Source organism: Lichenihabitans psoromatis, assembly GCF_004323635.1.
Taxonomy (GTDB): Bacteria; Pseudomonadota; Alphaproteobacteria; order Rhizobiales; family Beijerinckiaceae; genus Lichenihabitans; species Lichenihabitans psoromatis.
Map to the genome: position 1 here is coordinate 3106638 of NZ_CP036515.1, position 24884 is coordinate 3131521.

Genomic DNA, 24884 nt, shown 5'->3' on the forward strand with positions numbered 1-24884 from the left:
GCCAATCGATGCGGCAGTCCGGCTTCGGCTGGGCTGCCGGTCCAATTTTCTCGCCCGCTTGGCTCGTACCCGCTGATATGCGGCGCGAAAGTGTCATACATGTCCAGCATGAAGATTCTGATCATCGAAGATGATGCGGAGGCCTCGGCCTACCTATCTAAAGCCTTCACCGAAGTCGGTCACCTCCCCGACGTCGCGTCGGACGGACTGGAAGGCTACGGGCTTGCCCGGGACGGTCAATATGATGTCCTGATCGTCGATCGCATGCTGCCCAAGATGGACGGGCTGTCGCTGATCGGCGGCCTGCGCGAACAGAAGATCGAAACGCCGGTCCTGATCCTGTCGGCGCTCGGGCAGGTCGATGACCGGGTCAAGGGTTTGCGCGCAGGCGGCGACGACTATCTGACGAAGCCTTACGCGTTTGCGGAACTGCTCGCCCGAGTCGAGGTGCTGTCGCGGCGGAAAACGTCCGGCTCCAGTGACACGACAGTCTACCGGGTCGGCAATCTCGAGCTTGATCGCCTCTCCCATAAACTGCTGCGGGCCGGCAAGGATATCGTGCTGCAACCGCGTGAGTTTCGCCTGCTCGAATATCTCATGAAACATGCCGGGCAGGTCGTGACCCGGACGATGCTGCTCGAAAATGTCTGGGACTATCACTTCGACCCGCAGACCAATGTGATCGATGTTCACATTTCCCGCCTTCGTTCGAAAATCGACAAAGGGCCGGAGCCGCCGCTGCTCCACACTGTTCGCGGTGCCGGATATATGATTCGTGACGGCGCTCGGTAAGCTCTTCCGCACGACAGTGTTCAAGCTGTCGCTCGCCTATCTGATCATCTTCGGGATCGGTGCCGGCTTCGTGCTCGGCGGCGTCGCCTGGAACGTCAATCTCCTGCTCGACGAGCAAATTGGGCAGACCGTCGAGGCCGAAATCACCGGCCTTGCGGAGCAATACGAGACCGGCGGGATGCGACATCTGGTCGACATCATCGAACGGCGTTCGGCCCAGCCCGGCTCCTCGCTGTATCTTGTCACCAACTATGCCGGTGAGAAACTGGCCGGCAATGTGACGACGCTCCCGTCCGGCGTGATCGATCATCCCGGCCTCGTCGAAACGCCCTACGAGCGCCCGAACGACAAGGGCCAGAATTACACGGCACTGGCTCGCATTTTCCTGCTGCCGGGCGGATTTCGGCTTATGGTCGGGCGTGATCTCGACGAGCGGGAAAGCCTGCGAAAGGTCATCACCCACGCGCTGATCACGTCGTTGCTCTGGCTTGCGGGCATCGGCACCTTTGGCGGCATCGTCGTGGCGCGGCGCGTGCTGCACCGGGTCGACGCGATGAGCGACAGTGCAGCCACGATCATGACGGGCGACCTCACGCGGCGCTTACCGACCGGCGGCACGGGCGACGAACTCGATCGGCTGGCGCAGAACCTCAATGCGATGCTGGACCGCATCGGTGAGTTGATGACGGGCATGAAGGAAGTCTCGGACAATATCGCGCATGATCTTCGCACGCCGTTGACGCGCCTGCGGAACGGGGCCGAGCAGGCGCTGCGGACCGCGAAGACGCCTGAAGATTATCGGCATGCTCTCGACAAGACGATCGAGGAAGCCGATCGCCTGATGAGCATCTTTTCGGCGCTGTTGATGATCGCGCGAGCCGAGGCGGGCAGCAGCCTCGGCGTTGTCGCTCCCTGCGATATCAGCAGCGTGGTGCGTGATGTCGTCGAACTCTACGAACCCTCGGCCGAGGAAGCGCATATCGAGCTTCGCAGCGACGTGCAGCCGGATCTCGTCGGGTTGGCCAGCCGAGAGTTGATCGGGCAAGCCGTCGCGAACCTGATCGACAATGCGCTGAAATACGGTGCGCGGACCTCCAATGATCCGGCTGAGGCGATGGGTGCCGATAGTGCGCATCCGGCCTTGATCGAGGTGAGCGTCAGCCGCGACAGGGACGCTGTGGTGATCGTCGTGGCGGATCGGGGTCCGGGTATCGCGGCCGTCGACCGATCACGCGTGCTCGAACGGTTCGTCCGACTGGAAGGGGCGCGCTCGCGTCCTGGGTCTGGGCTGGGTCTCTCGATGGCGGCTGCGGTCGCGCGGTTGCATCATGGCGAACTCCGCATCCAGGATAATGCGCCGGGCTTGCGGGTCGTCCTGTCACTGCCGGCTCTCGACAAACGGCATGGGATCGAGGCCCCGCGGGAGTCGCTGCTCCTGCCGCGGCCTGTCGAGGCTGCTCGCGTGTCATGAGCGAAGCCTCCTCGTCCCTCGCGGCGCAACTGCGCGACGCACCCCGCCTGACACGCCCCGATCTTGCCCGAGATCGGGTCGAAGCATGGCGGGCGGGCCTCGACCCTCGTCACGCCATCGGCTTTGCGGCGCCAGAGGTCGACGCGCTCCTGCTCGGCCTCGCCGATCATTCGCCGTATCTCTGGCGGTTGGTCGTAGCAGACGACGCGCGCTTGTCTGCCATGCTGGCGGAGGCGCCGGAGCAGCATCTCGAGCGCTGTCTCGAGACGATGGACCAGCGTTGCGACAGTCCCGCCATCCCGGTCGCCGACGTCATGCAGGCGCTCCGGCAAGCGAAGGCGTCCGTCGCCTTGTTGGTGGCGCTTGCCGATCTGGGGGGCGTCTGGTCGGTCGAGGCGGTGACGGCAGCGCTGACGCAATTCGCCGACCGCGCGGTTTCGGCGGCGATCCGCGTGCTTCTGCGCGAGGCGCATCGATCCGGCAAATTGGTGCTCGCCGACGTCGATCGGCCGGAAATCGGCTGCGGCATCGTCATTCTGGCGCTCGGCAAGCAAGGCTCGCGTGAGCTGAATTACTCGAGCGATATCGACATCGTGGCGTTTTTCGATCCGGACACGCCGACGCTGGCCGCCAAGACCGTCGCGGCGCCTTTTTATGTCAAGCTGGTCCAGAGCTTGGCGCGAATCCTCAGCGAGAGGACGGGCGACGGCTATGTGGTGCGCGTCGATCTGCGGCTGCGACCCGATCCAGGCTCCACCGCAGTCGCACTCGGGCTGTCGTCGGCCTTCTCGTATTATGAACGCTACGGCCAGAACTGGGAGCGGGCAGCGCTCATCAAGGCCCGGCCGGTCGCTGGCGACACAAGCCTCGGGGACGCGTTCCTACGCGATCTCTCGCCCTTCATCTGGCGCAAATATTTCGACTATGCCGCCATCGCCGACATCCATGCGATGAAGCGACAGATCCATGCGGTCCGGGGCCACTCCGAGATCGCGGTCGCCGGACATGACGTGAAGCTCGGCCGGGGTGGTATCCGCGAGATCGAGTTCTTCGTACAGACGCAGCAACTCATCTTTGGGGGACGGCGGCCCGCTCTGCGCGGCGCTCGCACGTTGGACATGCTGGCCGAATTGCATCGGGACGGCTGGGTCGATGCCGACGCGGTCGAGGATCTGTCGGCGGCTTATCGCTTCCTCCGGACGATCGAGCATCGCCTGCAGATGATCGCCGATGAGCAGACCCAGCGCCTGCCATCCGATCCGTTGGCGCTCGCGGCTTTCGCGAACTTCGCGGGCTTCGACGATGTCGCCGACTTTGCGGCCACGTTCGTCGCACACGCCCAAGCCGTCGAGCGGCATTACGCCAAGCTGTTCGAACATGCCCCGGCTCTCGACGCCGAAGCCGGGAGCCTTGTTTTCACCGGGGTCGAGGACGACCCGGAAACTCTTGAGACCTTGCGCGGGCTGGGGTTCCTGCGCCCGGCGCAAGCTGCGGAAGCGGTGCGAGGCTGGCATTTCGGACGACGTGCCGCAGTCCAGAGCCCGCGCGCCCGGGAAGTGCTGACCGATCTGGTGCCTCGGCTGCTGATTGCCTTCTCGCGCTCCGGCGACCCCGACGCCGCTCTGATGGCCTTCGACAAAGCGCTCGCCCGCATGCCAGCCGCCATCGAGCTCTTCTCCATGCTGCGCGAGAATGCGGCGCTGCTGGATCTCTTCGGCGATATCCTCGGCGTGGCGCCCCGCCTCGCAGCTGCCGTCGCGACCCGGCCGCACGTGCTGGATGCAGCGATCGATCCAGCCAGCCTGCAGACGGCAGGCGACCCCGTGCGACTGGAAGCCCGCGCCAAGACCGTGCTCGATCCCGACTTGCCGGATGAGGAATTTCTCGACCGCACGCGCGATTTTGCGCAGGAGGAATTATTCCTCATCGGCGTGCGGCTGCTCTCCGCCATCGACGATCCCGCGACGTCGGGTCTGGCCTATTCCGATCTTGCCGCCATCGTGGTCCGCGCGACTCTGGCGCATTGCCAGGCGACGTTCGAGCGCGAGCATGGGGTGGTGCCGGGCGGAGCCTGCGCGGTCGTGGCGCTCGGCAAGCTCGGATCACGCGAGATGACGGCAGGGTCGGACCTCGACCTGATGCTGATCTACGATTTCGATCCCGACCATGCGGACAGCACGGGGCCACGTCCACTCGACGCGCTGCGCTACTATGCGAGGCTAACGCAGCGGTTGATCGCGGCTCTGACGGTCGCGACCCGGCGGGGCCGTTTGTACGATGTCGACATGCGGTTGCGTCCGTCTGGCGGCAAGGGGCCGCTCGCGACGCAACTCCGCAGCTTTGTCCACTACCAGGCGCATGAAGCGCAGACATGGGAACATATGACATTGACGCGTGCTCGCGTCATCGCGGGCGATAGCGCACTCTCGGCAAAGGTCGAGGCCGCGATCGCGACGGTCCTGACGTCTAGGCGCGACGCCGCTGCTTTGCGGGTGAGCGTGCGAGAGATGCGAGCGCTCGTGGCGCGGGAGAAGGGCGAAGATGATCCGTGGGATCTGAAGCTCGCTGCGGGTGGCCTGATCGATCTCGACTTCATGGCGCAATATATCGTGCTGCGGGACGCGGCAGATCATCCGTCGCTCTTGCTTCGATCGACCCGGGCAATTTTGGCGGAAACATCAAGGCTCGATCTCCTCGATCACGGCGCCGCATCGGCATTGATCGAGGCGCATCGGCTTTACACAAACCTCCTGCAGATCATCCGCCTGACGGTCGAGGGGTCATTCGATCCCGCCACATCCGGCATCGGGGTCCGGCGGCGGATCGTCCAGGCGTCCGAGTTACCGGATTTCCAGCTTCTCGACGCTGTCCGAGCCCGCTGCGCCGCTGCTGTGCGAGCCACTTTCGTAACGATGCTGGGCGCGCTCTGAACCGATATCTCTTGCGCCTAGACCGGCACCTTCTGCCGGCGGACGGGCTTCAATTGCGGGCTCTTCGGCGCGGGCAGATGGGCCAGCACGATGGTGCCTTCGCCGACGCGCGAGCGGATGCGAAGGCTGCCGCCATGCAGTTCGAGGAGCGACCGGACGATCGCGAGGCCAAGTCCCGAGCCTTTCATGCCGTTCAGCAACGCCGGGTCGATCTGTTCAAACGGGCGGCCGAGGCGCCGGACGGCATCCGGCGCGATGCCGATCCCGTTGTCGGCCACGAAGATGTTCAGGCCGCCGTTGGCGTTGCGGGCCCGAACCGTGATGCGCCCACCCTCCGGCGTGAATTTCGAGGCATTGCAGAGGATCGTGTTCAGCACTTTTTCGAGGGCAGGGCGGTCAGCATGGACCAAGCATCCCGCCGCCGTGTCGGTCATCAGGGTTTGGCGCTTTTCGGCGGCTTGGGTTTCGACGGCCTCGACGGCCGACAGGATAGTCTCCTCGACCGGGAAGATGCTCCGCTCGAGGCGGACGCGGCCCGATTCCAACCGCGACATTTCGAGCACGTCCGAGATCAGCGACAGAAGGCTCTCGCCGCTGGATTTAATGTCGCCGGCATAGCCCACGTAACGCGGTGACCCGAGCGGCCCAAAAATCTCCCCACACATCAACTCGGAAAAGCCGATGATGGCATTGAGTGGTGTGCGGAGCTCATGGCTCATGTTAGCGAGAAATTCCGACTTCGCCCGGTTTGCGCTTTCGGCTTCGGCCTTTTTCTCCATGTGACGCTCGGCCAGTTCGGCGAGTTCCTGCGCTTGGGTTTCGAGCGCTTGGCGGGAGCGGCGGAGGTCGGCGACCGTCGCCATCAGGCGGCGCTCGGAATCCATCAGTCGTTCCTCGTGCAGCTTCAGCGTGGTGATGTCGGTGCCGACCGACACGTAGCCACCATCCTTGGTGCGGCGTTCGTTAATTTGGAGCCAGCGCCCGTCCGCGAGCTGCGCCTCGTAGGAGCGGGCACCCGTGCCGGGGTGTTCGCCAAGCGGAACTTGAGTCTGCACCAGCGTCGGCGTCGCATGTGCGATCACGTCCGAGTAGCGGCTGCCCGGCGGAAAGCTGTTGGGCAGCAAATTGTGGAGCCGCAGGAATTTCGAGTTGCAGGTCACGAGGCGGTTGTCCGCGTCCCACAGCACGAAGGCTTCCGAAATGCCCTCGATCGCGTCGCTCAATCGCACGTCGGCGGTCGCGGTCCGTTCGGCCAAAACCTTTTCGTCGGTGATATCGACCGCGATGCCGACGAGATAGAGCTCGCCCGTGTAGGTTTCGCGCACCAGTTCGGCCCGCACCCTCAACCATACCCACTGGCCCGACACGTTGCGGAGGCGGAACACGTGATCGATGGCGTTGACCTTGGCGCCGGCCAGGAGTTCGGCGAGAGTCGAAAGGTCGTCGTCTTGCGGGTGCACGAGGGCGTTGATGTCGCCGAAGGAAACGAATTCCGACGAGGCCTGCATGCCGAGCATCGCATACATGGATTCGGACCAGTAGATCCGGCCTCGCGCCAGATCCCAGTCCCACAAGCCGCAGCGGCCGCGGTTCAGCGCCGTGTCGATCCGGCCATGAACCTTGGCGTAAAGCATCTCGGCCGCAGCGGCGCGGCCGGATTGCCAAAAATAGGCGGAGGCGATCGCGAATAACACGAAGGCGGTCGCGAATAGCAAGAATCCCGAGCGGAACGAGGCGGAGCGCCAGTCGGCCAGGAGGCCCGCAACCGGATGCACGATGGCGATTTGCCCATAGGGCGGTCGCAGTGCGCGGACGGTCGCAAAGGCATCTTCTCCGTCCGACAGGGTGATGCGGAGAACGCCGGCTTTCTCGTTGAAAGTCGTGAGCGGCTGCGCCGGTCCGAGCCGGTCATACAGGGTCTGCTTGAACGGATGGTCGCTGCTGATCGGGTCTGGCGGCAACATGCCGACGATGACGCCGGATGCGTCGGAAATGATCAGCTGGCGGCCAGACGCGAGAGCGCGGGACGGCAGAGTTTTGGCAAGGGTGTCGAGAAGGGAGCCGTCTGGGCTGTGGGTAATTGAATCGTTTAGTTGCGCCGCAACGACGGCGCTGACAAGTTCGATGTCGTCGACGGCATCGCCGAGGGCGCGATCGCGGGATTGGGTGGCCTGGAAAAAGGCGCCGGTCGCGAGAATCGCAAGAAAGAACACGACCATCACGGGCACGATCCGACGGATCAGCCACTCATAATCAGCCGTCCTCGGGTGAGAGGGCTCAGCCAGTGCACGCGCAAGTCCTTGCAACGACCCCGCGCGTGCGAAGTCGTTGGCCGCGTTAACGCGAGCCATGAGGTGCCCCCTCGTCTGCCAAGTCTGACCCGGGGAATGTGCCGCATCGCCCCGAATCACTGTCATCTGAATCCTCTGGAGCCCCAAAGTCCAGAGGTTCGTTAACCATAGTTTAGCTTTATTTTGGCCACCGTTTTATCGGCCTAAATCCTTGAGTCGAAGCAGAGTCTTAGCTTAGGCAAGCGATCGGTCGACGATGTCGCGGACGTCGGCCGATAGCGTATTTCGTGCCGAGATGCGGCGAAGTGCGGCCTCGGCACGATCGCGGCGGCCGCTCTCCATCATCCGCCAGGATCGAAAGGCGTTCAGCACGCGCGCGGCGACCTGGGGGTTGATGGCATCGACCGCCAGGACGACCTCGGCCACGAGGTCATATCCGCGGCCGTCGGCACGATTGAACTGAGTTGGATTGCTCGCGAAGGAGCCGATCAGGGAGTAGACCCGGTTGGGGTTCGATAACGAGAAGGCGGGATGGCGCATGAGGCTCTGCACCCGGTCCAAGGTGGTGGGATCAGGGCTTACGGCCTGCACCGCGAGCCATTTGTCGACCACAAGCGCGTCGCGCTCGAACATCGCATAAAACCGCGCCAGCAGGCCGTCTTGTTTGGAACCGGGGATGAGGGTCATGATCCCGAGTGCGGCCATGCGATCGGTCATGTTATCGGCCGTGTCGAACTGCGCCGCGCAGAGGCGTGCGCCGTCCATCGGGTCGCCGGCCGCCAGATAACCGAGGACGACGTTTCGCAGAGCTCTTCGTCCCGCGCTGGATGCGTCTGGGCTATAGGCCACCGGCTTGGACAGCGTGTCGTAGAGGTCGAGGAGGGGTGTGCGGAGGGTTTGGCCGATATCGCCTCGAAGCTCTTCGCGTCGACGATGGATGGCATCGGGATCGACATCCCGGCCGACATCGCGCGCCAGATCCGCTTCGCTCGGAAGGTTGAGAACCTGCGCCGTAAAGGCAGGGTCGACCAGCGCCCCGTTGAGCACGGCCGAAAAGGCGCTGAGCAGCGCGGCGAGACGCTCCTCGTCCGGTGCTTCGTCCGACGTCAAACCGTCGAGAATATAGTGGCTCACGAGAGTCTGAGCCGCCTCCCATCGATTGAAGCCGTCGCTATCATGCGCCAGCAGGATCAACCGATCCTGTTCCGTGAGGCTCGATATCAGACGGACCGGAGCCGAAAATCCGCGCAACCAGGATGGAGAAACGGGCCCGGGAACGTCATGAAGGACGATCCGGCGCTCCGCTGTCGTGAGCTCGATGGTTCCGGCTTTACGCTCCGCCTCGGTCAGATCGTCGCTTCGGACGGCGTCGAGCGGGATCGCGTCTCCCTCTGCGCCGACGAGGCCCAGCGCGAGCGGCATGACGAGCGGCGACTTCTCGGACTGCCCCGGCGTCTCCGGTGTGCGCTGCGCGATGTCGAGCGTCAGGGTCTTGGCAGAAGCATCGTAGCCGTGGGTGGCTGTCACCACTGGCGTGCCGGCCTGCTCGTACCAGCGCATGAATTGGGTTAGATCGCGCCCCGATGTCTCGGCGAAGCACCCAATGAATTGCTCGATCGTGGCGGCGGTGCCGTCGTACCGATCGAAATACAACGTCATGCCGGTTGCAAAAGCGTCGCTGCCGATCAGCAATTGCAGCATGCGGATGATCTCGGCGCCCTTCTCGTAGATGGTCGCCGTGTAGAAATTGTTGATCTCGCGATAGACGACGGGCCGGACGCTATGAGCCAGCGGTCCGCCATCTTCGGGAAACTGGCGCGCCCGCAACGTGCGAACATCCGCGATGCGCTTCACGGCACGCGAGCGCTGGTCGGCGCTGAACTCCTGGTCGCGGAAGACCGTGAGACCTTCCTTCAGGCAGAGTTGGAACCAGTCCCGGCAGGTGATCCGATTGCCGGTCCAGTTGTGGAAATATTCATGCGCTACTACGGTTTCGATGCCTGCGTAATCGGCATCGGTTGCGGTTTCGGGGGACGCCAGGATGTATTTGTCGTTGAAGACGTTGAGGCCCTTATTCTCCATCGCGCCCATGTTGAAGTCCGAGACCGCAACGATGTTGAACACATCAAGATCATAGGCGCGGCCGAACGCTGTTTCGTCCCAACGCATCGAGCGTTTCAGCGCGTCCATCGCATAGACCGCGAGCGGCTCCTTGCCGGGCTCGACATAGATTCCGAGCGAGACGACGCGTCCCTCGCTGGTCGAGAAGCTGTCGTGGATCGACGCGAGATTGCCGCCGACGACCGCGAACAAATATGGCGGCTTGGGGTGCGGATCGTGCCAGACCGCGAAATGCCGGTCCTCACCTTCGGCAGCCTCGACCGTGCCTTGCCGCACCAGATTGCCGTTGCCGAGCAGCACACTTGCCTCGGCGCGTGCGGCCTCGATGCGGGTCGTGAAGACCGACAGGACGTCCGGCCGGTCGAGCGCGTAGGTGATGCGGCGGAAGCCCTCCGCCTCGCATTGCGTACAATAAGCCGAGCCTGACCGGTAAAGACCCATCAGTTTGGTGTTGGCCGTCGGGTCCAGCCGGGTTTCGACAATGAGGACGAACGGCCGTTGCGGCGGTGTCTCGATAGTGAGACGATCTGCTGTCGCGAACCCCGTCGATAAATCGAGCGCGGCGTCGTCGAGCGTCACGGCAACGGGGACAAGCCCATCACCATCAAGGACCAGCGGCGCATTGGCTCGGCCCTTGGGGTTGGGACGGATCGACAGGCGTGACGTCACGCGCGTCGCGGTCGGATGAAGGATGATGTCGAGATCGATTGTATCGATCACATAGTCTGACGGTCGGTAGTCGACGAGGCGGATAGGCTGGTCCTGGTCGGCGCGCATCGGCGTTTCCCTCAAACGTTGCAGGTCAGTCAGACACGGTAGGCCGGGCGGCTTTGTGGTCGACGCCGCCGATTAGGCTCGCGACCGCTCGCCTCCAGCGCCGAGGTCGGTCGCATAGGTGTCGGGCGCATAGGTCACGGCGTGGCCGCGCGGCAGCGTCACGTAGAAGTAAAGCGCCGCTCCGACGTTGGCGGCGCCAAGGCCGATCAACAACACCGGATCAGGGACGTTGATGTAAGCCGATTGGAGGCTTGCGGTCACGACCGAGCCGAGCACCATGAACAGAGCGTTGAGGACGCTGACGCCCGCAACAACCCGCGCCCGACGATCCTCGCTCGACCAAGATTGGACTGCGGCGAAAAGAGGCACCGAGAACATGCCTCCAGCGCAGGCGAGGCCGATCAGGTCAATGGCGATCCGCAAGCCGATGAAGCTATGCAGGAAATCGCCGAGGCTCATGGTTTCGTGCACGTTGCCGAGCGAGGATGTCGCAAGGCCGATATCGACCAGGAAGATGGCCATGAACACGGCCGCAAATGGCACGTGTTTGATGTAGATACGCCCACGCGCAATCAGCACGGTGGCGAGCGATCCGAGGCCGACGCCGATGGCAAAAAACACGCTGATGGCGGTCTCGACCTCGACGCCGCCGCCGATCCGCTGCTTGACCACGAGCGGGACGAGCGACAACGTGACGGCGCCGCTCAGCCAGAACCAACTGACGCCGAGCGCGCCAATCCAGAGGCGGCGGCTGGTGCGAAGATCGCGGATCATCGTGAAAGTCGACGCGACGAGGTTGCGCGTTATTTTGAGGCCGGGCGCCGCGATGCGGGTCGATGGAATAAATAAGGTTGCCAGATAAGAGGCGAGACCGACGCCGATCAATTGCGCCACCACGAGCCACGGCGCGGTGGATTTTAGGCCGGTAATGCCACCCGCCACGAGGCCGAGCAGGATCGCCACGAAGGTCGCACCCTCGATGAAAGCATTGCCGGCGGTGAGTTCCTCGGTCGACAGGTGATCGGGGAGAATGCCGTATTTGATCGGGCTGAACAGGGCGGCCGCCGCGCCGAGCGCAAACAAACCGACGAAGAGGGTACCGATCGAGCCGAACCAGAATCCTGCCGCAACCAGGATCTGGATCGCGAATTCGCCCAGCTTCAGCCAACGCGCCACCTTGGCCTTGTCGCTCGCATCGGCCAGTTGGCCGCCGACCGCGGACAAAAGCAGGGATGGCGCGATAAACACACCGACCGCGAGTGTGACGAGCGGCCCTGCCGCTTCTTCGCCGACGCGGAACAGGATCATCATGGCCAGCATAGTGCGGACGAGATTGTCGTTGAAGGCGGAAAAGAACTGGCACCAGAATAATGGCGCGAACCGTTTCGAGATCAACAACCTCAGAAGCATACGCAATAACCTCGATCGTTCCGGGGCGCGCCGATTAGTCGACCTTGACCTGTTTCAAAAGATCATAGCCCATCTGGGCGGCCGCGCCGTTCGCCCCATCTCCGGCTACATGGACCATGGGCACCGCAAATCCAATGCCGTTCTCGGCGAATGATTTGTTGATCATGAGAAGCGCTCGTCGCCGCGCCATGAATTGTACGTCGCCAGGCTTGGTCATCATCTTGGTCTGAATCTGAATCGCGAAGTCGCCGAACTGCACCACGCCCTGCATTTTCAGCGGGTTCAAAATTTCGGGCCCGAAGTCGGGATCTTCAGCCAGAGTTTCGCCGATGCGCTTGACGATCTTGCGGACTTTCTCGAGGTCCGTGCCGTAGGGGACGTTCATCACGATCTTGTCGACCACCCAGTCGCGGCTCTGGTTTTGCACGGCGCCGAGGATGCCGAACGGCACCGTATAGAGTGCGCCGCGCTGATGGCGCAGCTTGACGGATCGCAGGCTGAACGATTCCACCGTGCCTTTGTAGGTGCCGCTTTGGATATATTCGCCGATGCGGAAAGCGTCGTCGAAGAGGTAGAAAATCCCGCTGATAATGTCTTTGACGAGCGTTTGAGCGCCGAAGCCGATCGCGACGCCGACCACACCGGCGCTGGCGATCAAGGGGCCGATCTCGACCCCACCGGCCGAGAGCGCCATCATGCCGGCGACCACCACGATGGCGACCAGCAGGATGTTGCTGACGATCGGGAGCAGCGTCTGGAGCCGCGCTGCATGGCCGGCATCCTCCGTGCCATCGGCGCTGATCATGCTGATTTCGAGTTTGCGATCGATGAGCGCCTTCAAGACATGCCAAAGGAAATCGGCCGCGAGCGCGATCACGACGATGCTGATGACGCCGCGCACCAGCCGCGTCGCCACCGTATCCTGCATCGTCAGGGTGACGACATCGATGTCGAAGATGCGGCCGAGCAGCAAGGCCGCCCCCACGATAATGACGCATCGAACACCGCGTTCAAACACGATGACGTCGAGCGTCTTTGAGTCTCCGACCGAGAAGCTCGATCCGGCCGGCCGCAGCACGTGATTGACGGAATGTCGCGCCATGACGATCACGCCCGGAAGCGCACCCATGAAGGCGACCAACCAGAACAGATGGGTCGCATCCACGATCCAGAGAACGAGAAGAACCAGCAGCAGGCAGGATGCCGCGATGACAAGGCCGGAGTGGTGACGCGTCGAGAAGCCTGCCTTGGGCAGCTCCACCGTGTCGGTCGAACCGATCGCCGGATCGACACCTTCGACAAGCGCCATCGGCGGCGCGCGCCAGAGGATATCAAGGCCGACGAGCAGCAGGATGAGGCCGAGGACGTCGCCGCAGAGTTCGCTCGATAAAGGCGTCAGTCCGAAGCGGCCGAAGATGCTGATCGTTTCGGCGCCGAACCCGACCACGATCGCCATGACGATCCAACGCTCGAACAGAAATCGTGCGCCCGCGCTGGAGATCGGCACGACGCGGAACCGCTGCGCGCCGGGCGCTAGAAGCAGACGGCCGACAACGGAACAGAGCCGCACGAACAAAAACGCGAGCAGGTAGCCGAGCAGGATCTCCTTGATGACGATCGGCCAGTCGAACAGCAGAAACGCCCCGACGCTGCCGAGCGCGAAGCTGCCGACAAGGCCGATGCCATAAATGAAACGCGCGAAGACGGCGCGGACGCGTTCGTCGACGCTCGCGAGCGTCAGGCCGAGAAGCCACGTGAGGAATCGCTTCGTGAGGCGCCGAAAAACCCATTCGGCGCCGAAGCCGAGCGCCACGAAGCCGGAAAAGAAAAGCGCGATCGACAACCAGCCACGCTGGCTGATCGCCTCAGCGACCATGCCGCGTGCGGCACGAAAATCATTGGGGAGCGTTTTGACATTGGCTGCGACATCGAGGAGGTGCGCGCGCAACACCTGCAAATGATCCGCAAGACCGACCGCCATCGTCTTCGGCGGCGCGGTTTGGGCCGGTGCCTCGACGCCGTTGCCGTCCCGCCGTTTCATCGCGGCCTGAACGTCCGGATCCGAAAGAAGCGTCATCAGGGTCTGCAACTTGGCATTGGGCGGCGTCGCTGCGACATCGGCGGTCTGCGATGCCGGCTCCGCCTGCACGGGGATGGATACGCCGCCCACCATCCCGGCAACCAGCCACAACAAGACGAGCCGAACCAAGACGGTTCGGGCGATGCGGCCCAATCTCGTTGCGGCTCGCCCCCGGCCGCCGGTCGCTGCGTCTATACGCATATGCTCTGCTCCCCGCAGCCCATCACGACGCCCATCATGCCACGCAATCGTTGACCCCTTATGCGCTCGCCACTAGAGCATGGCAGCGCCTGCACCACATCCCCAACCACAAGAAGCGTTCCCGCCCCATGTCCGCATTTGCCGGAAGCGCCCTCGATCCGCGACGATCGTTTCAGGGCCTGATCCTCACGCTGCAGCAATTCTGGGCCGAGCAAGGCTGCGTCGTGCTTCAGCCCTACGACATGGAGGTTGGAGCCGGCACCTTCCATCCGGCCACCACGCTCCGGTCGCTCGGGCCGAGGCCCTGGCGCGCCGCCTATGTGCAGCCCTCGCGGCGGCCGAAGGATGGGCGATACGGGGAGAACCCCAACCGAGGGCAGCATTACTACCAGTTCCAGGCCATCCTGAAGCCCTCGCCGCCGGATTTGCAGGAGCTTTACCTGCGCTCGCTCCAGGCCATCGGCATCGACCTTGCGCTGCATGACGTGCGGTTCGTCGAGGACGATTGGGAAAGCCCGACGCTGGGCGCTTGGGGGCTTGGCTGGGAATGCTGGTGCGACGGCATGGAAGTCAGTCAATTCACCTATTTCCAACAGGTCGCGGGCGTCGAATGCTCGCCGGTGTCGGGCGAGATCACCTATGGGCTGGAGCGTCTCGCCATGTATGTGCAGGGCGTCGACAGCATCTTCGATCTGAACTTCAACGGTCGTGATGGTGACGACCGTATTTCCTACGGTGACGTGTTCAAACAAGCCGAGCAGGAATATTCGCGTTTCAACTTCGAATATGCCGATACGGCTTTGTTGTTTCAGCATTTTAAGGACGCCGAGGGCGAGGCGCGTGCGCTGCTGAAAGCGGGCGAGCCAGGTCCCGATGGCGGCGTTCATCTGCTTGCCTTGCCGGCCTATGACCAGTGCATCAAGGCCTCCCATCTGTTCAACCTTCTCGATGCGCGTGGCGTGATTTCGGTGACCGAACGGCAGAGTTACATCTTGCGCGTGCGTGAATTGGCGAAAGCCTGCGGTGCGGCATGGTTGAAGACCGCCGGCGGGAGAGCAGCCTGATGCCCGATCTTCTGCTCGAACTCTTTTCCGAAGAGATCCCGGCCCGTATGCAGGCCCAGGCGGCCGCGGACTTGCAACGCCTCGTGACCGGCGCGCTGGTGGATCGTGGCCTGACCTACGAGGGCGCGCAGAGTTTCGCGACGCCGCGCCGACTGACCCTGCACGTGGTCGGGCTTCCGGCTCGCCAGCCCGACACGCGCGAGGAACGCAAAGGCCCGCGCGTCGGTGCCCCGGATGCGGCTGTCCAGGGTTTTCTGAAAAGCGCCGGACTGGCATCGCTGGCCGACGCCACGATCGTCTCCGATCCGAAGAAGGGCGATTCTTACGTCGCTCATATCGAGCGGCCGGGTCGCGCCACACCCGAGGTGCTGGCCGACATCATGCCCGGGATCGTGCTCGCTTTTCCCTGGCCGAAGTCGATGCGCTGGGGCCGTGGGTCGGACAAGCCCGACGCTTTGCGCTGGGTGCGTCCGCTGCAATCGATCGTCTGCACCTTCAGCAGCGACACCGAGGAACCCGAGATCGTGCCGTTCACGGTCGGCGGGATCGCGTCCGGTGACACGACTCGCGGACATCGCTTCATGGCCCCGGCCAGCTTCAGTGTGAAGCGGTTCGACGATTACGCTCCGGCTCTCGAGAAGGCCAAGGTGGTGCTCGACCCCGAGCGGCGTAAATCGATCATCCTCCATGACGCGCGTGACCTGACCTTCGCCCAAGGGCTGGAACTCGTCGAGGACGAGGCTCTACTCAACGAGGTGGCCGGCTTGGTCGAATGGCCAGTGGTTTTGATGGGGAGTTTCGACGAGAGCTTTCTCGCGATCCCGCCCGAGGTGATCCGCGCCACCATCCGGGCCAATCAGAAATGCTTCGTAGTGCGGCGACCGGGTGAGACGCGGCTCGCCAATCGCTTCTTGCTGACCGCCAATATCGAGGCGAGTGATGGTGGTGTCGCGATCGTCGGCGGCAACGAGAGGGTCGTGCGGGCCCGCCTGTCGGACGCGAAATTCTTCTGGGAAACGGACCTGAAAGTGCCGTTGGCCGATCGTCTGCCCAAGCTCGACAGCATCGTGTTCCACGAAAAGCTCGGCACGCAAGGCGCGCGGGTGAAGCGTATCGCGGCTTTGGCGCGCGAGCTTGCGCCGCTTGTCGGGGCGGATCCGGCTCTGGCTGAACGCGCCGCGACTCTCGCCAAGACCGATCTCGTCTCCGAAATGGTTGGCGAGTTCCCCGAATTGCAGGGCCTCATGGGCCGCTACTACGCAACCCATCAGGGCGAGCATGCCAGCGTCGCCGCTGCGGTGGAGGAGCATTACCGGCCGCAAGGGCCGTCCGATCGGGTGCCGACCGATCCCGTGTCGATCGCGGTGGCGCTTGCCGACAAGCTCGATACGCTGGTCGGCTTCTGGTCGATCGACGAGAAGCCGACGGGCAGCAAGGACCCGTATGCGTTGCGCCGTGCCGCGCTCGGTGTGATCCGGATTGTGATCGAGAATGGCATCAGGGTGCGTTTACTGCCGCACGGTGCCGATCTTCTGTCCTTCTTCGCCGACCGCCTAAAGGTCTACTTGCGCGACAAGGGCGCGCGGCACGATCTAATCGATGCGGTCTTCGCGCTGCCGGGGCAGGACGACCTGCTGATGGTGGTTCGCCGCGTCGAGGCACTCGGCAAGCTGCTCGACACCGAGGATGGCGAGAATCTCCTGGCCGGTCATCGCCGCGCCGCCAACATCCTGCGGGCCGAGGAGAAGAAGGACGGAGCGGGCGCGTTCGACGCCGCCTATGATCCGGCATTGCTGACCCAGGACGAGGAGCGCGCCTTGGCCGACATTCTCGATCGGGTTCGGCTGGAGGCGACCGCCGCGCTGAGGCGGGAGGATTTCGAGGGGGCCACGCGGGCTCTGGCGCTGTTGCGGCCGCCGGTCGACGCCTTCTTCGACAAGGTTACGGTCAACGCCGATGACGCGAGCCTTCGGCTCAATCGGCTGCGGCTGCTGAACGCCTTGCGGCAGACGACGCTGACGGTCGCGGATTTCTCGAGGGTGGGTGGGTAGGAGCTGCGTTCTGTTTACGCGGCGTTCACGCCAATTGGCCGCCTCCGCTATCGAGATTTAAGACGCGAAGGATCACAACATCGGCTTCAAAGGGCTGGTGTTGACGCCCCCAAGCAGGTCTGACGCTTGAGGGGGATTGTTCAAGCACCGGCATGATCGGGCCACTAGCTCGGTTGGGGTGCGGATCATGACCATCGACAGGTTTCGCCAGGATCTCGGTAAAGCGCTTCGAGGGAGCGCGGCTCATAAACGGAAGACGATCGGGCAGGGGTTGTCGACCGACCAGGATATCGACTGCATTATCCTGCTCGAACGGCTTGCCGACGACGCCGACACCTCACCGGAGCATCTGTTCGACCGCTATGGTCGGACGTTTGCCGATACACAATCCGCCACGATGTACTTCGGCAGGCAGAAGGCATTGCTCGATCGGGTGGGGGTCGATTGCGTGCCGCATGACGTCGGCGAGCTTTTGGGCTGGTTGGGTCGCCGGACCAAAGAGCAGCACGCCAAAGCCGAAACCGCTTCCCCCATGGTGTCGCCGAGGCTTCGGAGTGCGGTGCGCGATAGCGCCACGATCTTCGCGCTCGATCTCTCGGCCGGTGTCGGGATTATCGCCCCGATGGTGGCCATCTGAAAGATCAAGCAGGGGATCGGCCAGTGGATGGATCGATCAGTGGCGCTCAATCACCCGTCGGTTCAGGCCACGGTTTTGGCCATCGAGCGGCCCGGTGCCGAGCGTCACTTCAGCGGCAGCACCATCACGCTCAGCTATAAGATGCAGGACGGCACGGGCCTGTGCCAGACGGCCGTCCACACGCTATCGCCGGCGAGCTTTCCACCTGCCGGCGAAACCATCGAGGTGGTTCCGCGCTCGTCAACATGTGGCAGCCCCATCATTCCCTCTCAGATTGGGGATCCAGCCGCCACGTTTGGCCTCGTCCTCGTTCTGATCGCCGCCAGCCTCGCGTCGCTGAAGGTTTGGCTTCGACTGCTGCATCGGCCCACCCGAGGAGCGATTCGCCCCGTATGGACGCGATCCGTCGTGAGCGATCGCAGCCGGGTCTAATTTGGCTTCAGGCGACGCCTTCGACGATCCGCATGTCGCGCACCGCGCCGCCATCCAGCGCCTTAAGTGCGATCTGATACGCCGGGTTATCGTAGAGGCTGAGCGCCGTCTCGAGACTGTCGAATTCGACGATGACGGTGCGCTGCTGCACCCCGGCCTCCATGGCGCGCGCCGCGACGCCGCGTGCGATGTAGCGGCCGCCGAGCGCCTCGATCGCCGGTCCGGCCAGCTTGGCATAGGCGGCAAGCTTCTCCGTATCGGAAATCGCGGTGTAGTTGGAAACCAGATAGGCCTTGGGCATGCTGATGCTTCCTTGATGACTGTCTATTCGACGTCGAGAGGCGCGAGACCGGTCGGATGGCCGTCCGCCCCGAGCGTGATCTTTTCGATCCGCATTTCCGCGTTGCGCAACAGCGTTTCGCAATGTTTCTTCAGGGCTTCGCCACGCTCGTAGATCACAATCGACTCTTCGAGCGGCACGCTGCCCTTCTCCAATTGCCCGACGATCTCCTCGAGTTGCGCCAAGGCCTTCTCGAACGGCAATCCGGCAACGTCGACCCCACCGGTCGCTTGATCACTCACGCTGTAACCTCTTCAATGGTGTAGACGTATCTCGACCAAATGGTTTTAACCGATCGGATGCTCGATGTCTCATGCTGAAGCGCTGCAGCCGACGAGCGAGGCAGCAAGGCCCGGTGGCGACACGTTGGTCAAACGGCATAGCGCCATCGTCCGCTTGACGCATTGGATCAACGTGCTGTGCTTGACCATGCTGCTGATGAGCGGTCTGCAAATCTTCAACGCGCATCCGTCGCTCGACTTCGGCAAGATCTCGAATTTCGTGGACCCGCCGATCGCCATCGGGGCTGACGAGGCCAATGGCGCGCCGCGCGGGTTCGTGTCGCTTTGGGGTCACAAGTTCAACACCACCGGCGTGCTGGGGTTGTCGTCCCTTGATGGCAAGCCGACCGAGCGCGCGTTTCCGGCCTGGCTGACGCTGCCATCTTATCAAGACCTTGGGACTGGGCGAGCCATTCACTTCGTGTTCGCGTGGCTGTTCGTGCTGAACGGGCTCATCTACCTGATCTATGGGTTCGCGACCCGGCATTTCCGGCGCGACTTCATCCCGACGGGAGAGCAGATGCGGCATTTCGGCGGTGCGATCCGCGACCATATTCGGTTGCGTTTTCCGAAGGGCGAGGAAGCACGACGCTATAACGCGATCCAGAAGCTCACCTATTTTCTGGTCGTTTTCGTCATGTTGCCGTTGCTGGTTCTTGCCGGCTGGACGATGTCGCCCGGTCTCGACGCGGCTTTTCCGCAATTGCTCGATCTGTTCGGCGGCCGCCAGACGGCGCGTTCGGTCCATTTCTTCGCGGCATTCGGCCTTGTTCTGTTCGTCATCGTCCACGTCGCGCTGGTGTTGTTATCGGGGGTGTTTAACAACATGCGCTCGATGATCACCGGCTGGTACGACATTGGCCGGGAGCCTGACTCACATGCGTAAGATCAACTCGACCCGTCGCGGCATCCTGGCGCGGGGCGCGGCCTTCATTGGCGCAGCGGCCTTGGCGGGATGCGACAAAGTCATCAACTCGGATCAGGCGGCGTCCGCCTTCAAGGGCGTCGACGCGCTGAACCGCAAGGCGCAACAGGCAATCCTGCAGGCCCAGCAGCTTGCACCCGAATATACCGAAGCCGACATCTCCCCGAAATTCTATGCCAATGGCTCAACCGACCCGGACGACCCCGCCTATAAAGCCATGGTGGCGGATGGCTTCAAGGATTACCGGCTCCAGGTGACCGGCATGGTCGACACTCCGCTGAGCCTCTCGCTTGCGGACCTTCGGGCGATGCCCGCCCGCACTCAGATCACGCGGCATGATTGTGTGGAAGGCTGGAGCTGCATCGGCAAATGGACCGGCGTGCCCCTCAGCCTCGTGCTCGACAAGGCCGGCGTCAAACCGACCGCCAAATATCTCGTCTTCCAGTGTTTCGACACGATGGATGATCCCTCGTCCATGTCGGGGCCGCCGCCTTTCTACGGCAGCATCGACCTGCTCGGCGCCCATCATCCGCAGACGATCCTGGCTTATGACATGAACGGAAAAGCGCTCGAGGTGCCGTTCGGGGCGCCGCTGCGGCTGCGGTTAGAGCGCCAGCTCGGCTACAAAATGACCAAATACATCAAAGAGATCCAGTTGGTCGACAGCTACGCTGAAATTGGGCAGGGGAAAGGCGGCTATTGGGAGGACAACGGCTACCAGTGGTACGCCGGAATCTGATGGCTCACGCCGTCGGCGCGTCGAGATCCAGCCTGAATGGCGCGCCCTCGAAGCAATCTTCCCCGCGGCCGATCGCGGTGATCGCGGCGCTCATACGCCCGGCTCGACCGAGTGCCGCATCGGCAAGTGCCACGAGGCTTGCATTGGGGGTTGCGGACGGGGAGGCGGCCCGTAAAGAACGCGCTACCTCACTCTCGTCGCGGTCCGGCGCGAGCGCGCAAACCGCGATATAGGCCGCGGCTGTCGAGCGGCTGACGCCAGCGTAGCAGTGGATCAGAAGCGGATCGACACGGTCCCAGGCGGCGAAAAACGCCAGCAGATCGGCGATGTGGCCGGCCTGCGGATGGGTATGGCCCTCCGTGGGCGTCACGATATCCGACACATTGATGACGAGGTGCCGGTCGGCCGCGATGCTCGGGGGCCGCTCCGCCACGACGCCACCGGGCGACAGCAGCGTCAGCAAGCTTTTGGCCTTGCTCTCAATGGCAGTTTCCGGAAGCCTTGCCAGCGAACAGACATGGATCGCGCTCAAACCGGTTCCTTTCGCGAGGACGCGCCGCTCAACATTGCGAAACGATCGAGAAAGACGCGTTCGGCATCCTCTGACCGGGCGGGCGACAAAACCTCTTCGTCACGCCGCGTCTCCTGGACCTGGATGCCGAAGATGCGATCGGCGTCGGCGCGGTCGAAGCCAGCCAGATCGATGGCCTCGCGATAGGCCGCGATCCGATCGGCTTGCTTGATGAGGTTGACCAAAGCGGGCGGTGAGATCGGCAGGCCGAAACGCGCATGAATGGCATCGAGGAGCCGATGTTCGATCGATCGATAGGCGTCGCCGAGGACTGCCTTGAACGGGGAGATCAGGTCCCCGATCACATATTCGGGACTATCGTGCAGCAGGGCCGCCAGCCGCTCCGCCGGGGTCGAAAGCGGCGCCAGTCGGGCCATAATGGCTTCGACCATCACGGAATGCTGGGCGACCGAAAAGATGTTTGGCCCCTCGGTCTGGCCATTCCAGCGCGCCACCCGGGCTAAGCCATGCGCGATATCGGCGATGTCGATATCGGCTGGGCTCGGGTTCAGGAGATCGAGTTTGCGGCCCGACAGCATGCGTTGCCAGACGCGCGGTTGTGCGGGCTCGACATCCCGATCTCGACGTTCGCTTGGTGTCACGCTGAGTCGGCGAGGCGTGAGAGAGGCGCGCGGACGCGGCACTGCAGGCCTTGTGGCTCGAACATCACTGCAACATCGCGGCCGAAGGCGCTTTGCATCGATTGCTCGATGAGCCGCAAGCCAAAGCGCCGCTTTGCCGGAGGCTCGACCGCAAGGCCGCCGGATTCGCGCCATGTAAGCGTGAAGCCCTGGTCTTCCACGGTCGGGTCGAGCCACCACGAGAGATCCACGCGGCCGGCCTCCACTGACCAAGCGCCGTGCCGCTTCGCGTTCGAGGCCAACTCATAGAGAGCCATGGCGAGCGAGAGCGCGGCACTCGCGCCGATCCGCAGCTCTGGGCCATCGATCGTCAGCCGTCGGTTCTCTGTGTCGAATGGTTGAAGAACACGCTCCGCCACGGCCCGCAGCGTTACCGTCGTCCAACCCTCGTTCAGGATGACATCATTGGCGCGGGCCAAGGCGATGATGCGGGACCCGAAGGTCGCAAGGGCTTCTTCCTTGGTGTCAGCGCCGCGCAGGGTCTGGCCCGCAAGGGCCTGAACGACGCTGAGAACGTTCTTGACGCGATGGCCGAGCTCGAAGGTTAAACGGTCTCGCTCGGTCTCACTCGCGGCCCGTTCGATCGCGGCGGCGTTGACGAGTGCCTGCAGCCGGGCGATTTCGCCCTGCATCGACTCCCGGCTCAAACTTTGACCATCCTGCATCGATCGTTTCTCTTGGTCGTCGCGATAAATTGCATTGTGCACAACGCAATAGACGCTCGCGTGCCCTAGTGCCAGCCCGGACCGTCGAGCGTGAGCGGTATCGAGCCGGCTACGACGGATGTGCCCGCGAGCCTCGCGTCCTCGGCTTTGTCGATGCGAAGGAGACCAAGCCCCAACCCGTCGATCGACGATCCCATCACGCCGATCGAAACTCCGTCCGCCGTGATATCCGACCCGACCATCGGCGGCTCACCGTCGAAGCGCACGCCAACGATCCGCTTTCGTGCCGTGCCGCGATGTTGCACGCGGGAGACGACTTCCTGGCCGATGTAGCAACCTTTCTTGAAGTCCACGCCATGCAAACGATCGAGATTGGCCTCGTGCGGGAAGGTCTCGCCGTAAATGAAATCGATGCCGCCTTCGGGCACGCCGAGCCGGACACGCTGCTCGCGATAGGCCCAGCGTCCCGAATCATCGCCCAAGTCGGCGAAACGCGATCGATCGACGATCGCGCGGCGCCAGAGGCCCGGCACACGCGGATCGTCGAACGTCAGCCGGCAATCGCCGGGCAGGGCCGAAGGGTCGCCGGCGACGATCCCGAGCGTTTCGCTCTGGTTTCGGATATCGACCTTGGCGCGCAGCCTGTACATGGTGAGCTTCTTCACGAGATCCACCACCAACGCCTCCGGCACGTCGATGTAGAAGCGTGACGCAACCGGGTCGCGATCCGCCACGACGAAGAAGTCCGACGTGATTTTGCCTTGCGGTGTCAGCAGGGCCGCGTAGCGCGCCTCGCCGGGCTTCAGATTGTCGACATCATTGGTGATGAGCCGCTGCAACAGATCGCGTGCATCGGGGCCGACAACCTCCACGATCCCACGGTCGCTCAAAACTGCCAGATCGCTACTCATTTCATTTCAGCCGTTCGCATGATGATCATCCTCCGACCGAAGCCTGTCATCGAAATGAGCCCGCACGTCGACCACCTTGCTGTGTGGCGACGTCGAGTGCCAAATTCCGCTTCTAGGCTGACCCAAAACAGCTTAAATCCCGCCTTCAGCAGATACGACCATGTTGGCCGGACGCAAGGGTGCTTCGGTCAGCCGCGTGAAGGTAGCCCAAACCATGAGCGAGACATTCGACCTGATGCTGCGTGGCGGCACGTTGGTCAATCAGAATGGCGAGTATTGTGGTGATCTCGGCATCCGAAATGGCACGATCGCGGCGATCGGGTCGCTATCGGCCTCGGCGGCAGGCCGTGTCATCGACTGCACGGGCCTTCACGTGCTTCCGGGCGTCATCGACACGCAGGTGCATTTTCGTGAGCCGGGCGCCACCCACAAGGAAGATCTCGAGAGCGGATCCCGCGCCGCCGTCATGGGCGGTGTCACGGCCGTGTTCGAGATGCCGAATACGACGCCGCTGACCACCGACGAAGCGACGCTGGCCGATAAGGTCTGCCGTGCCCGTCAGCGCATGTTCTGCGATTTCGCGTTCTGGGTCGGCGGCACGCGCGACAATGTCGCGGCCATTCCCGAGCTCGAACGGCTTCCCGGCGCGGCCGGCATCAAGGTCTTTATGGGCTCGTCGACGGGGTCGCTGCTGGTCGAGGACGATGCCGGCGTCGCTGCGATTCTGGGGAAAACGCGCCGTCGCGCGGCATTTCACAGCGAGGACGAGTTTCGCCTCCGCGAGCGGCTCGGCGAGCGCGTGCCCGGCGATCCGACCTCGCATCCGGTCTGGCGCGATGCGGTGGCGGCGCTGCGCTGCACGGAGCGGCTCGTTCGCATCGCCCGCGAGGCACGCGCCCGCATCCACGTGCTGCATATCTCGACCGCCGAGGAGATCGCGTTCCTGGCCGATCACAAAGATATTGCGAGCGCCGAGGTGACCCCGCATCATCTGACGCTGTCGACCGACGATTATCCGACGCTCGGCACCAAGCTGCAGATGAACCCTCCGGTGCGCGACAAACGTCATCGCGACGCGATCTGGGCCGGCGTCGCGTCAGGGGTCGCCGACATTCTGGGGTCGGATCACGCCCCCCATACGCTGGCCGAGAAGGCAAAGGCTTATCCCGATAGCCCCTCGGGCATGACGGGTGTGCAGACCCTGGTTCCGATCATGCTCGACCATGTTGCGGCCGGACGGCTCAGTCTGCAGCGTTTCGTCGATATGACGAGCGCTGGGCCTGCGCGTTTGTTCAACATCGCGCGGAAGGGCCGCATGGCAGTTGGCTATGATGCGGATCTCACCGTGGTCGATCTGAAGCGGCGGGTCACGATCACGGACGACTGGATCGCGTCCCGCTCGCAATGGACGCCATATCACGGCCGGGACGTTACGGGATGGCCCGTCGGCACCATCGTGCGGGGCCATCAGGTTATGTGGGATGGCGGCATCGAGGACCCCGCGAGCGGACAGCCGGTGCGGTTTCTCGAAGCGTTGTAGTTGACGCCGTCCGG

Annotated in this window: 20 protein-coding genes; 10 read left to right on the plus strand and 10 right to left on the minus strand. The window is 63.4% G+C overall.

Going from position 1 to position 24884, the window contains the following annotated elements; genetic code table 11:
- Positions 1-108: 108 nt before the first annotated feature.
- From EY713_RS14435 to EY713_RS14445, 3 genes are read left to right on the plus strand one after another with little or no spacing between them, the layout of a single operon-like run.
- Positions 109-792 (plus strand): response regulator transcription factor, encoded by a 684-nt coding sequence (locus EY713_RS14435; protein ID WP_131119749.1) that lies wholly within the window; start codon positions 109-111, stop codon positions 790-792.
- The gene (locus EY713_RS14440) at positions 776-2263 is read left to right on the plus strand and encodes a sensor histidine kinase (protein ID WP_131115944.1); all 1488 of its coding nucleotides are present in this window, start codon (positions 776-778) and stop codon (positions 2261-2263) included. Before EY713_RS14435 ends, EY713_RS14440 begins: the two co-directional genes overlap by 17 nt.
- A complete protein-coding gene (locus EY713_RS14445; protein ID WP_131115946.1) occupies positions 2260-5193 on the plus strand; it encodes a bifunctional [glutamine synthetase] adenylyltransferase/[glutamine synthetase]-adenylyl-L-tyrosine phosphorylase in 2934 nt (977 codons plus the stop codon). Before EY713_RS14440 ends, EY713_RS14445 begins: the two co-directional genes overlap by 4 nt.
- A 17-nt stretch (positions 5194-5210) precedes the next feature.
- Here the strand turns inward: EY713_RS14445 and EY713_RS14450 are convergent, their stop codons facing one another.
- From EY713_RS14450 to EY713_RS14465, 4 genes are all read right to left on the minus strand, one after another.
- On the minus strand, positions 5211-7412 hold the full coding sequence (locus EY713_RS14450; RefSeq protein WP_245573018.1) for a PAS domain-containing sensor histidine kinase: 2202 nt from the start codon (positions 7410-7412) through the stop codon (positions 5211-5213).
- 306 nt (positions 7413-7718) lie between these two features.
- A complete protein-coding gene (gene pepN / locus EY713_RS14455) occupies positions 7719-10382 on the minus strand; it encodes an aminopeptidase N (RefSeq protein WP_131115950.1) in 2664 nt (887 codons plus the stop codon).
- Between the two features lie 72 nt (positions 10383-10454).
- Positions 10455-11792, minus strand: coding sequence for an MFS transporter (locus tag EY713_RS14460; protein WP_131115952.1), 1338 nt, complete (start codon positions 11790-11792; stop codon positions 10455-10457).
- Positions 11793-11826: 34 nt separating this feature from the next.
- Positions 11827-14073, minus strand: coding sequence for a mechanosensitive ion channel family protein (locus EY713_RS14465; protein ID WP_131115954.1), 2247 nt, complete (start codon positions 14071-14073; stop codon positions 11827-11829).
- Positions 14074-14201: 128 nt separating this feature from the next.
- Between EY713_RS14465 and EY713_RS14470 the strand changes: the two genes are divergently transcribed.
- The 4 genes from EY713_RS14470 (at position 14202) to EY713_RS14485 (ending at position 18257) form a co-directional block, all read left to right on the plus strand.
- Positions 14202-15137, plus strand: coding sequence for a glycine--tRNA ligase subunit alpha (locus tag EY713_RS14470; protein ID WP_131115956.1), 936 nt, complete (start codon positions 14202-14204; stop codon positions 15135-15137).
- Positions 15137-17188, plus strand: coding sequence for a glycine--tRNA ligase subunit beta (gene glyS / locus EY713_RS14475; protein WP_131115958.1), 2052 nt, complete (start codon positions 15137-15139; stop codon positions 17186-17188). Before EY713_RS14470 ends, glyS begins: the two co-directional genes overlap by 1 nt.
- A 187-nt stretch (positions 17189-17375) precedes the next feature.
- Complete coding sequence (locus EY713_RS14480; protein WP_131115960.1) at positions 17376-17825, plus strand: hypothetical protein; 450 nt, start codon at positions 17376-17378, stop codon at positions 17823-17825.
- A gap of 39 nt (positions 17826-17864) precedes the next feature.
- Positions 17865-18257 (plus strand): hypothetical protein, encoded by a 393-nt coding sequence (locus tag EY713_RS14485; protein ID WP_131115962.1) that lies wholly within the window; start codon positions 17865-17867, stop codon positions 18255-18257.
- A gap of 7 nt (positions 18258-18264) precedes the next feature.
- On the opposite strand, the gene EY713_RS14490 is transcribed toward EY713_RS14485, so the two are convergent.
- Together EY713_RS14490 and EY713_RS14495 are read right to left on the minus strand one after the other, a co-directional pair.
- Positions 18265-18558: a DUF1330 domain-containing protein gene (locus EY713_RS14490; protein ID WP_131115964.1), complete on the minus strand. Its 294-nt coding sequence runs from the start codon at positions 18556-18558 to the stop codon at positions 18265-18267.
- Positions 18559-18581: 23 nt separating this feature from the next.
- Positions 18582-18839 (minus strand): exodeoxyribonuclease VII small subunit, encoded by a 258-nt coding sequence (locus EY713_RS14495; protein WP_131115966.1) that lies wholly within the window; start codon positions 18837-18839, stop codon positions 18582-18584.
- A 64-nt stretch (positions 18840-18903) separates the two neighbouring features.
- On the opposite strand from EY713_RS14495, the gene EY713_RS14500 reads away from it, so the two are divergent.
- Positions 18904-19764: a cytochrome b/b6 domain-containing protein gene (locus EY713_RS14500; protein WP_131115968.1), complete on the plus strand. Its 861-nt coding sequence runs from the start codon at positions 18904-18906 to the stop codon at positions 19762-19764.
- On the plus strand, positions 19757-20542 hold the full coding sequence (locus EY713_RS14505; RefSeq protein ID WP_131115970.1) for a molybdopterin-binding protein: 786 nt from the start codon (positions 19757-19759) through the stop codon (positions 20540-20542). The genes EY713_RS14500 and EY713_RS14505 overlap by 8 nt, the downstream gene beginning before the upstream one ends.
- 4 nt (positions 20543-20546) lie before the next feature.
- Here EY713_RS14505 and EY713_RS14510 read toward each other — a convergent pair whose 3' ends face one another.
- The 4 genes from EY713_RS14510 to ygfZ form a co-directional block, all read right to left on the minus strand.
- Complete coding sequence (locus EY713_RS14510; RefSeq protein ID WP_131115972.1) at positions 20547-21074, minus strand: tyrosine phosphatase family protein; 528 nt, start codon at positions 21072-21074, stop codon at positions 20547-20549.
- A complete protein-coding gene (locus tag EY713_RS14515; RefSeq protein ID WP_425374314.1) occupies positions 21071-21715 on the minus strand; it encodes an HD domain-containing protein in 645 nt (214 codons plus the stop codon). The genes EY713_RS14510 and EY713_RS14515 overlap by 4 nt, the downstream gene beginning before the upstream one ends.
- Positions 21712-22419, minus strand: coding sequence for an HWE histidine kinase domain-containing protein (locus EY713_RS14520; protein ID WP_131115974.1), 708 nt, complete (start codon positions 22417-22419; stop codon positions 21712-21714). The genes EY713_RS14515 and EY713_RS14520 overlap by 4 nt, the downstream gene beginning before the upstream one ends.
- A gap of 65 nt (positions 22420-22484) precedes the next feature.
- Entirely contained in the window at positions 22485-23330 is an 846-nt protein-coding gene (ygfZ, locus tag EY713_RS14525) for a CAF17-like 4Fe-4S cluster assembly/insertion protein YgfZ (RefSeq protein ID WP_131115976.1), read from the minus strand.
- Positions 23331-23544: 214 nt separating this feature from the next.
- On the opposite strand from ygfZ, the gene EY713_RS14530 reads away from it, so the two are divergent.
- Complete coding sequence (locus EY713_RS14530; protein ID WP_131115978.1) at positions 23545-24870, plus strand: dihydroorotase; 1326 nt, start codon at positions 23545-23547, stop codon at positions 24868-24870.
- Positions 24871-24884: the final 14 nt, after the last annotated feature.

Excerpts from the sequence above, each read along its gene's own strand:
- EY713_RS14435 (WP_131119749.1), top strand. The coding sequence starts at position 109 with ATGAAGATTCTGATCATCGAAGATGATGCGGAGGCCTCGGCCTACCTA.
- EY713_RS14445 (WP_131115946.1), top strand. The coding sequence starts at position 2,260 with ATGAGCGAAGCCTCCTCGTCCCTCGCGGCGCAACTGCGCGACGCACCC.
- EY713_RS14450 (WP_245573018.1), bottom strand. The coding sequence starts at position 7,412 with ATGGTCGTGTTCTTTCTTGCGATTCTCGCGACCGGCGCCTTTTTCCAG.
- pepN (WP_131115950.1), bottom strand. The coding sequence starts at position 10,382 with ATGCGCGCCGACCAGGACCAGCCTATCCGCCTCGTCGACTACCGACCG.
- EY713_RS14460 (WP_131115952.1), bottom strand. The coding sequence starts at position 11,792 with ATGCTTCTGAGGTTGTTGATCTCGAAACGGTTCGCGCCATTATTCTGG.
- EY713_RS14465 (WP_131115954.1), bottom strand. The coding sequence starts at position 14,073 with ATGCGTATAGACGCAGCGACCGGCGGCCGGGGGCGAGCCGCAACGAGA.
- EY713_RS14470 (WP_131115956.1), top strand. The coding sequence starts at position 14,202 with ATGTCCGCATTTGCCGGAAGCGCCCTCGATCCGCGACGATCGTTTCAG.
- glyS (WP_131115958.1), top strand. The coding sequence starts at position 15,137 with ATGCCCGATCTTCTGCTCGAACTCTTTTCCGAAGAGATCCCGGCCCGT.
- EY713_RS14480 (WP_131115960.1), top strand. The coding sequence starts at position 17,376 with ATGACCATCGACAGGTTTCGCCAGGATCTCGGTAAAGCGCTTCGAGGG.
- EY713_RS14490 (WP_131115964.1), bottom strand. The coding sequence starts at position 18,558 with ATGCCCAAGGCCTATCTGGTTTCCAACTACACCGCGATTTCCGATACG.
- EY713_RS14500 (WP_131115968.1), top strand. The coding sequence starts at position 18,904 with ATGTCTCATGCTGAAGCGCTGCAGCCGACGAGCGAGGCAGCAAGGCCC.
- EY713_RS14505 (WP_131115970.1), top strand. The coding sequence starts at position 19,757 with ATGCGTAAGATCAACTCGACCCGTCGCGGCATCCTGGCGCGGGGCGCG.
- EY713_RS14520 (WP_131115974.1), bottom strand. The coding sequence starts at position 22,419 with ATGCAGGATGGTCAAAGTTTGAGCCGGGAGTCGATGCAGGGCGAAATC.
- ygfZ (WP_131115976.1), bottom strand. The coding sequence starts at position 23,330 with ATGAGTAGCGATCTGGCAGTTTTGAGCGACCGTGGGATCGTGGAGGTT.
- EY713_RS14530 (WP_131115978.1), top strand. The coding sequence starts at position 23,545 with ATGAGCGAGACATTCGACCTGATGCTGCGTGGCGGCACGTTGGTCAAT.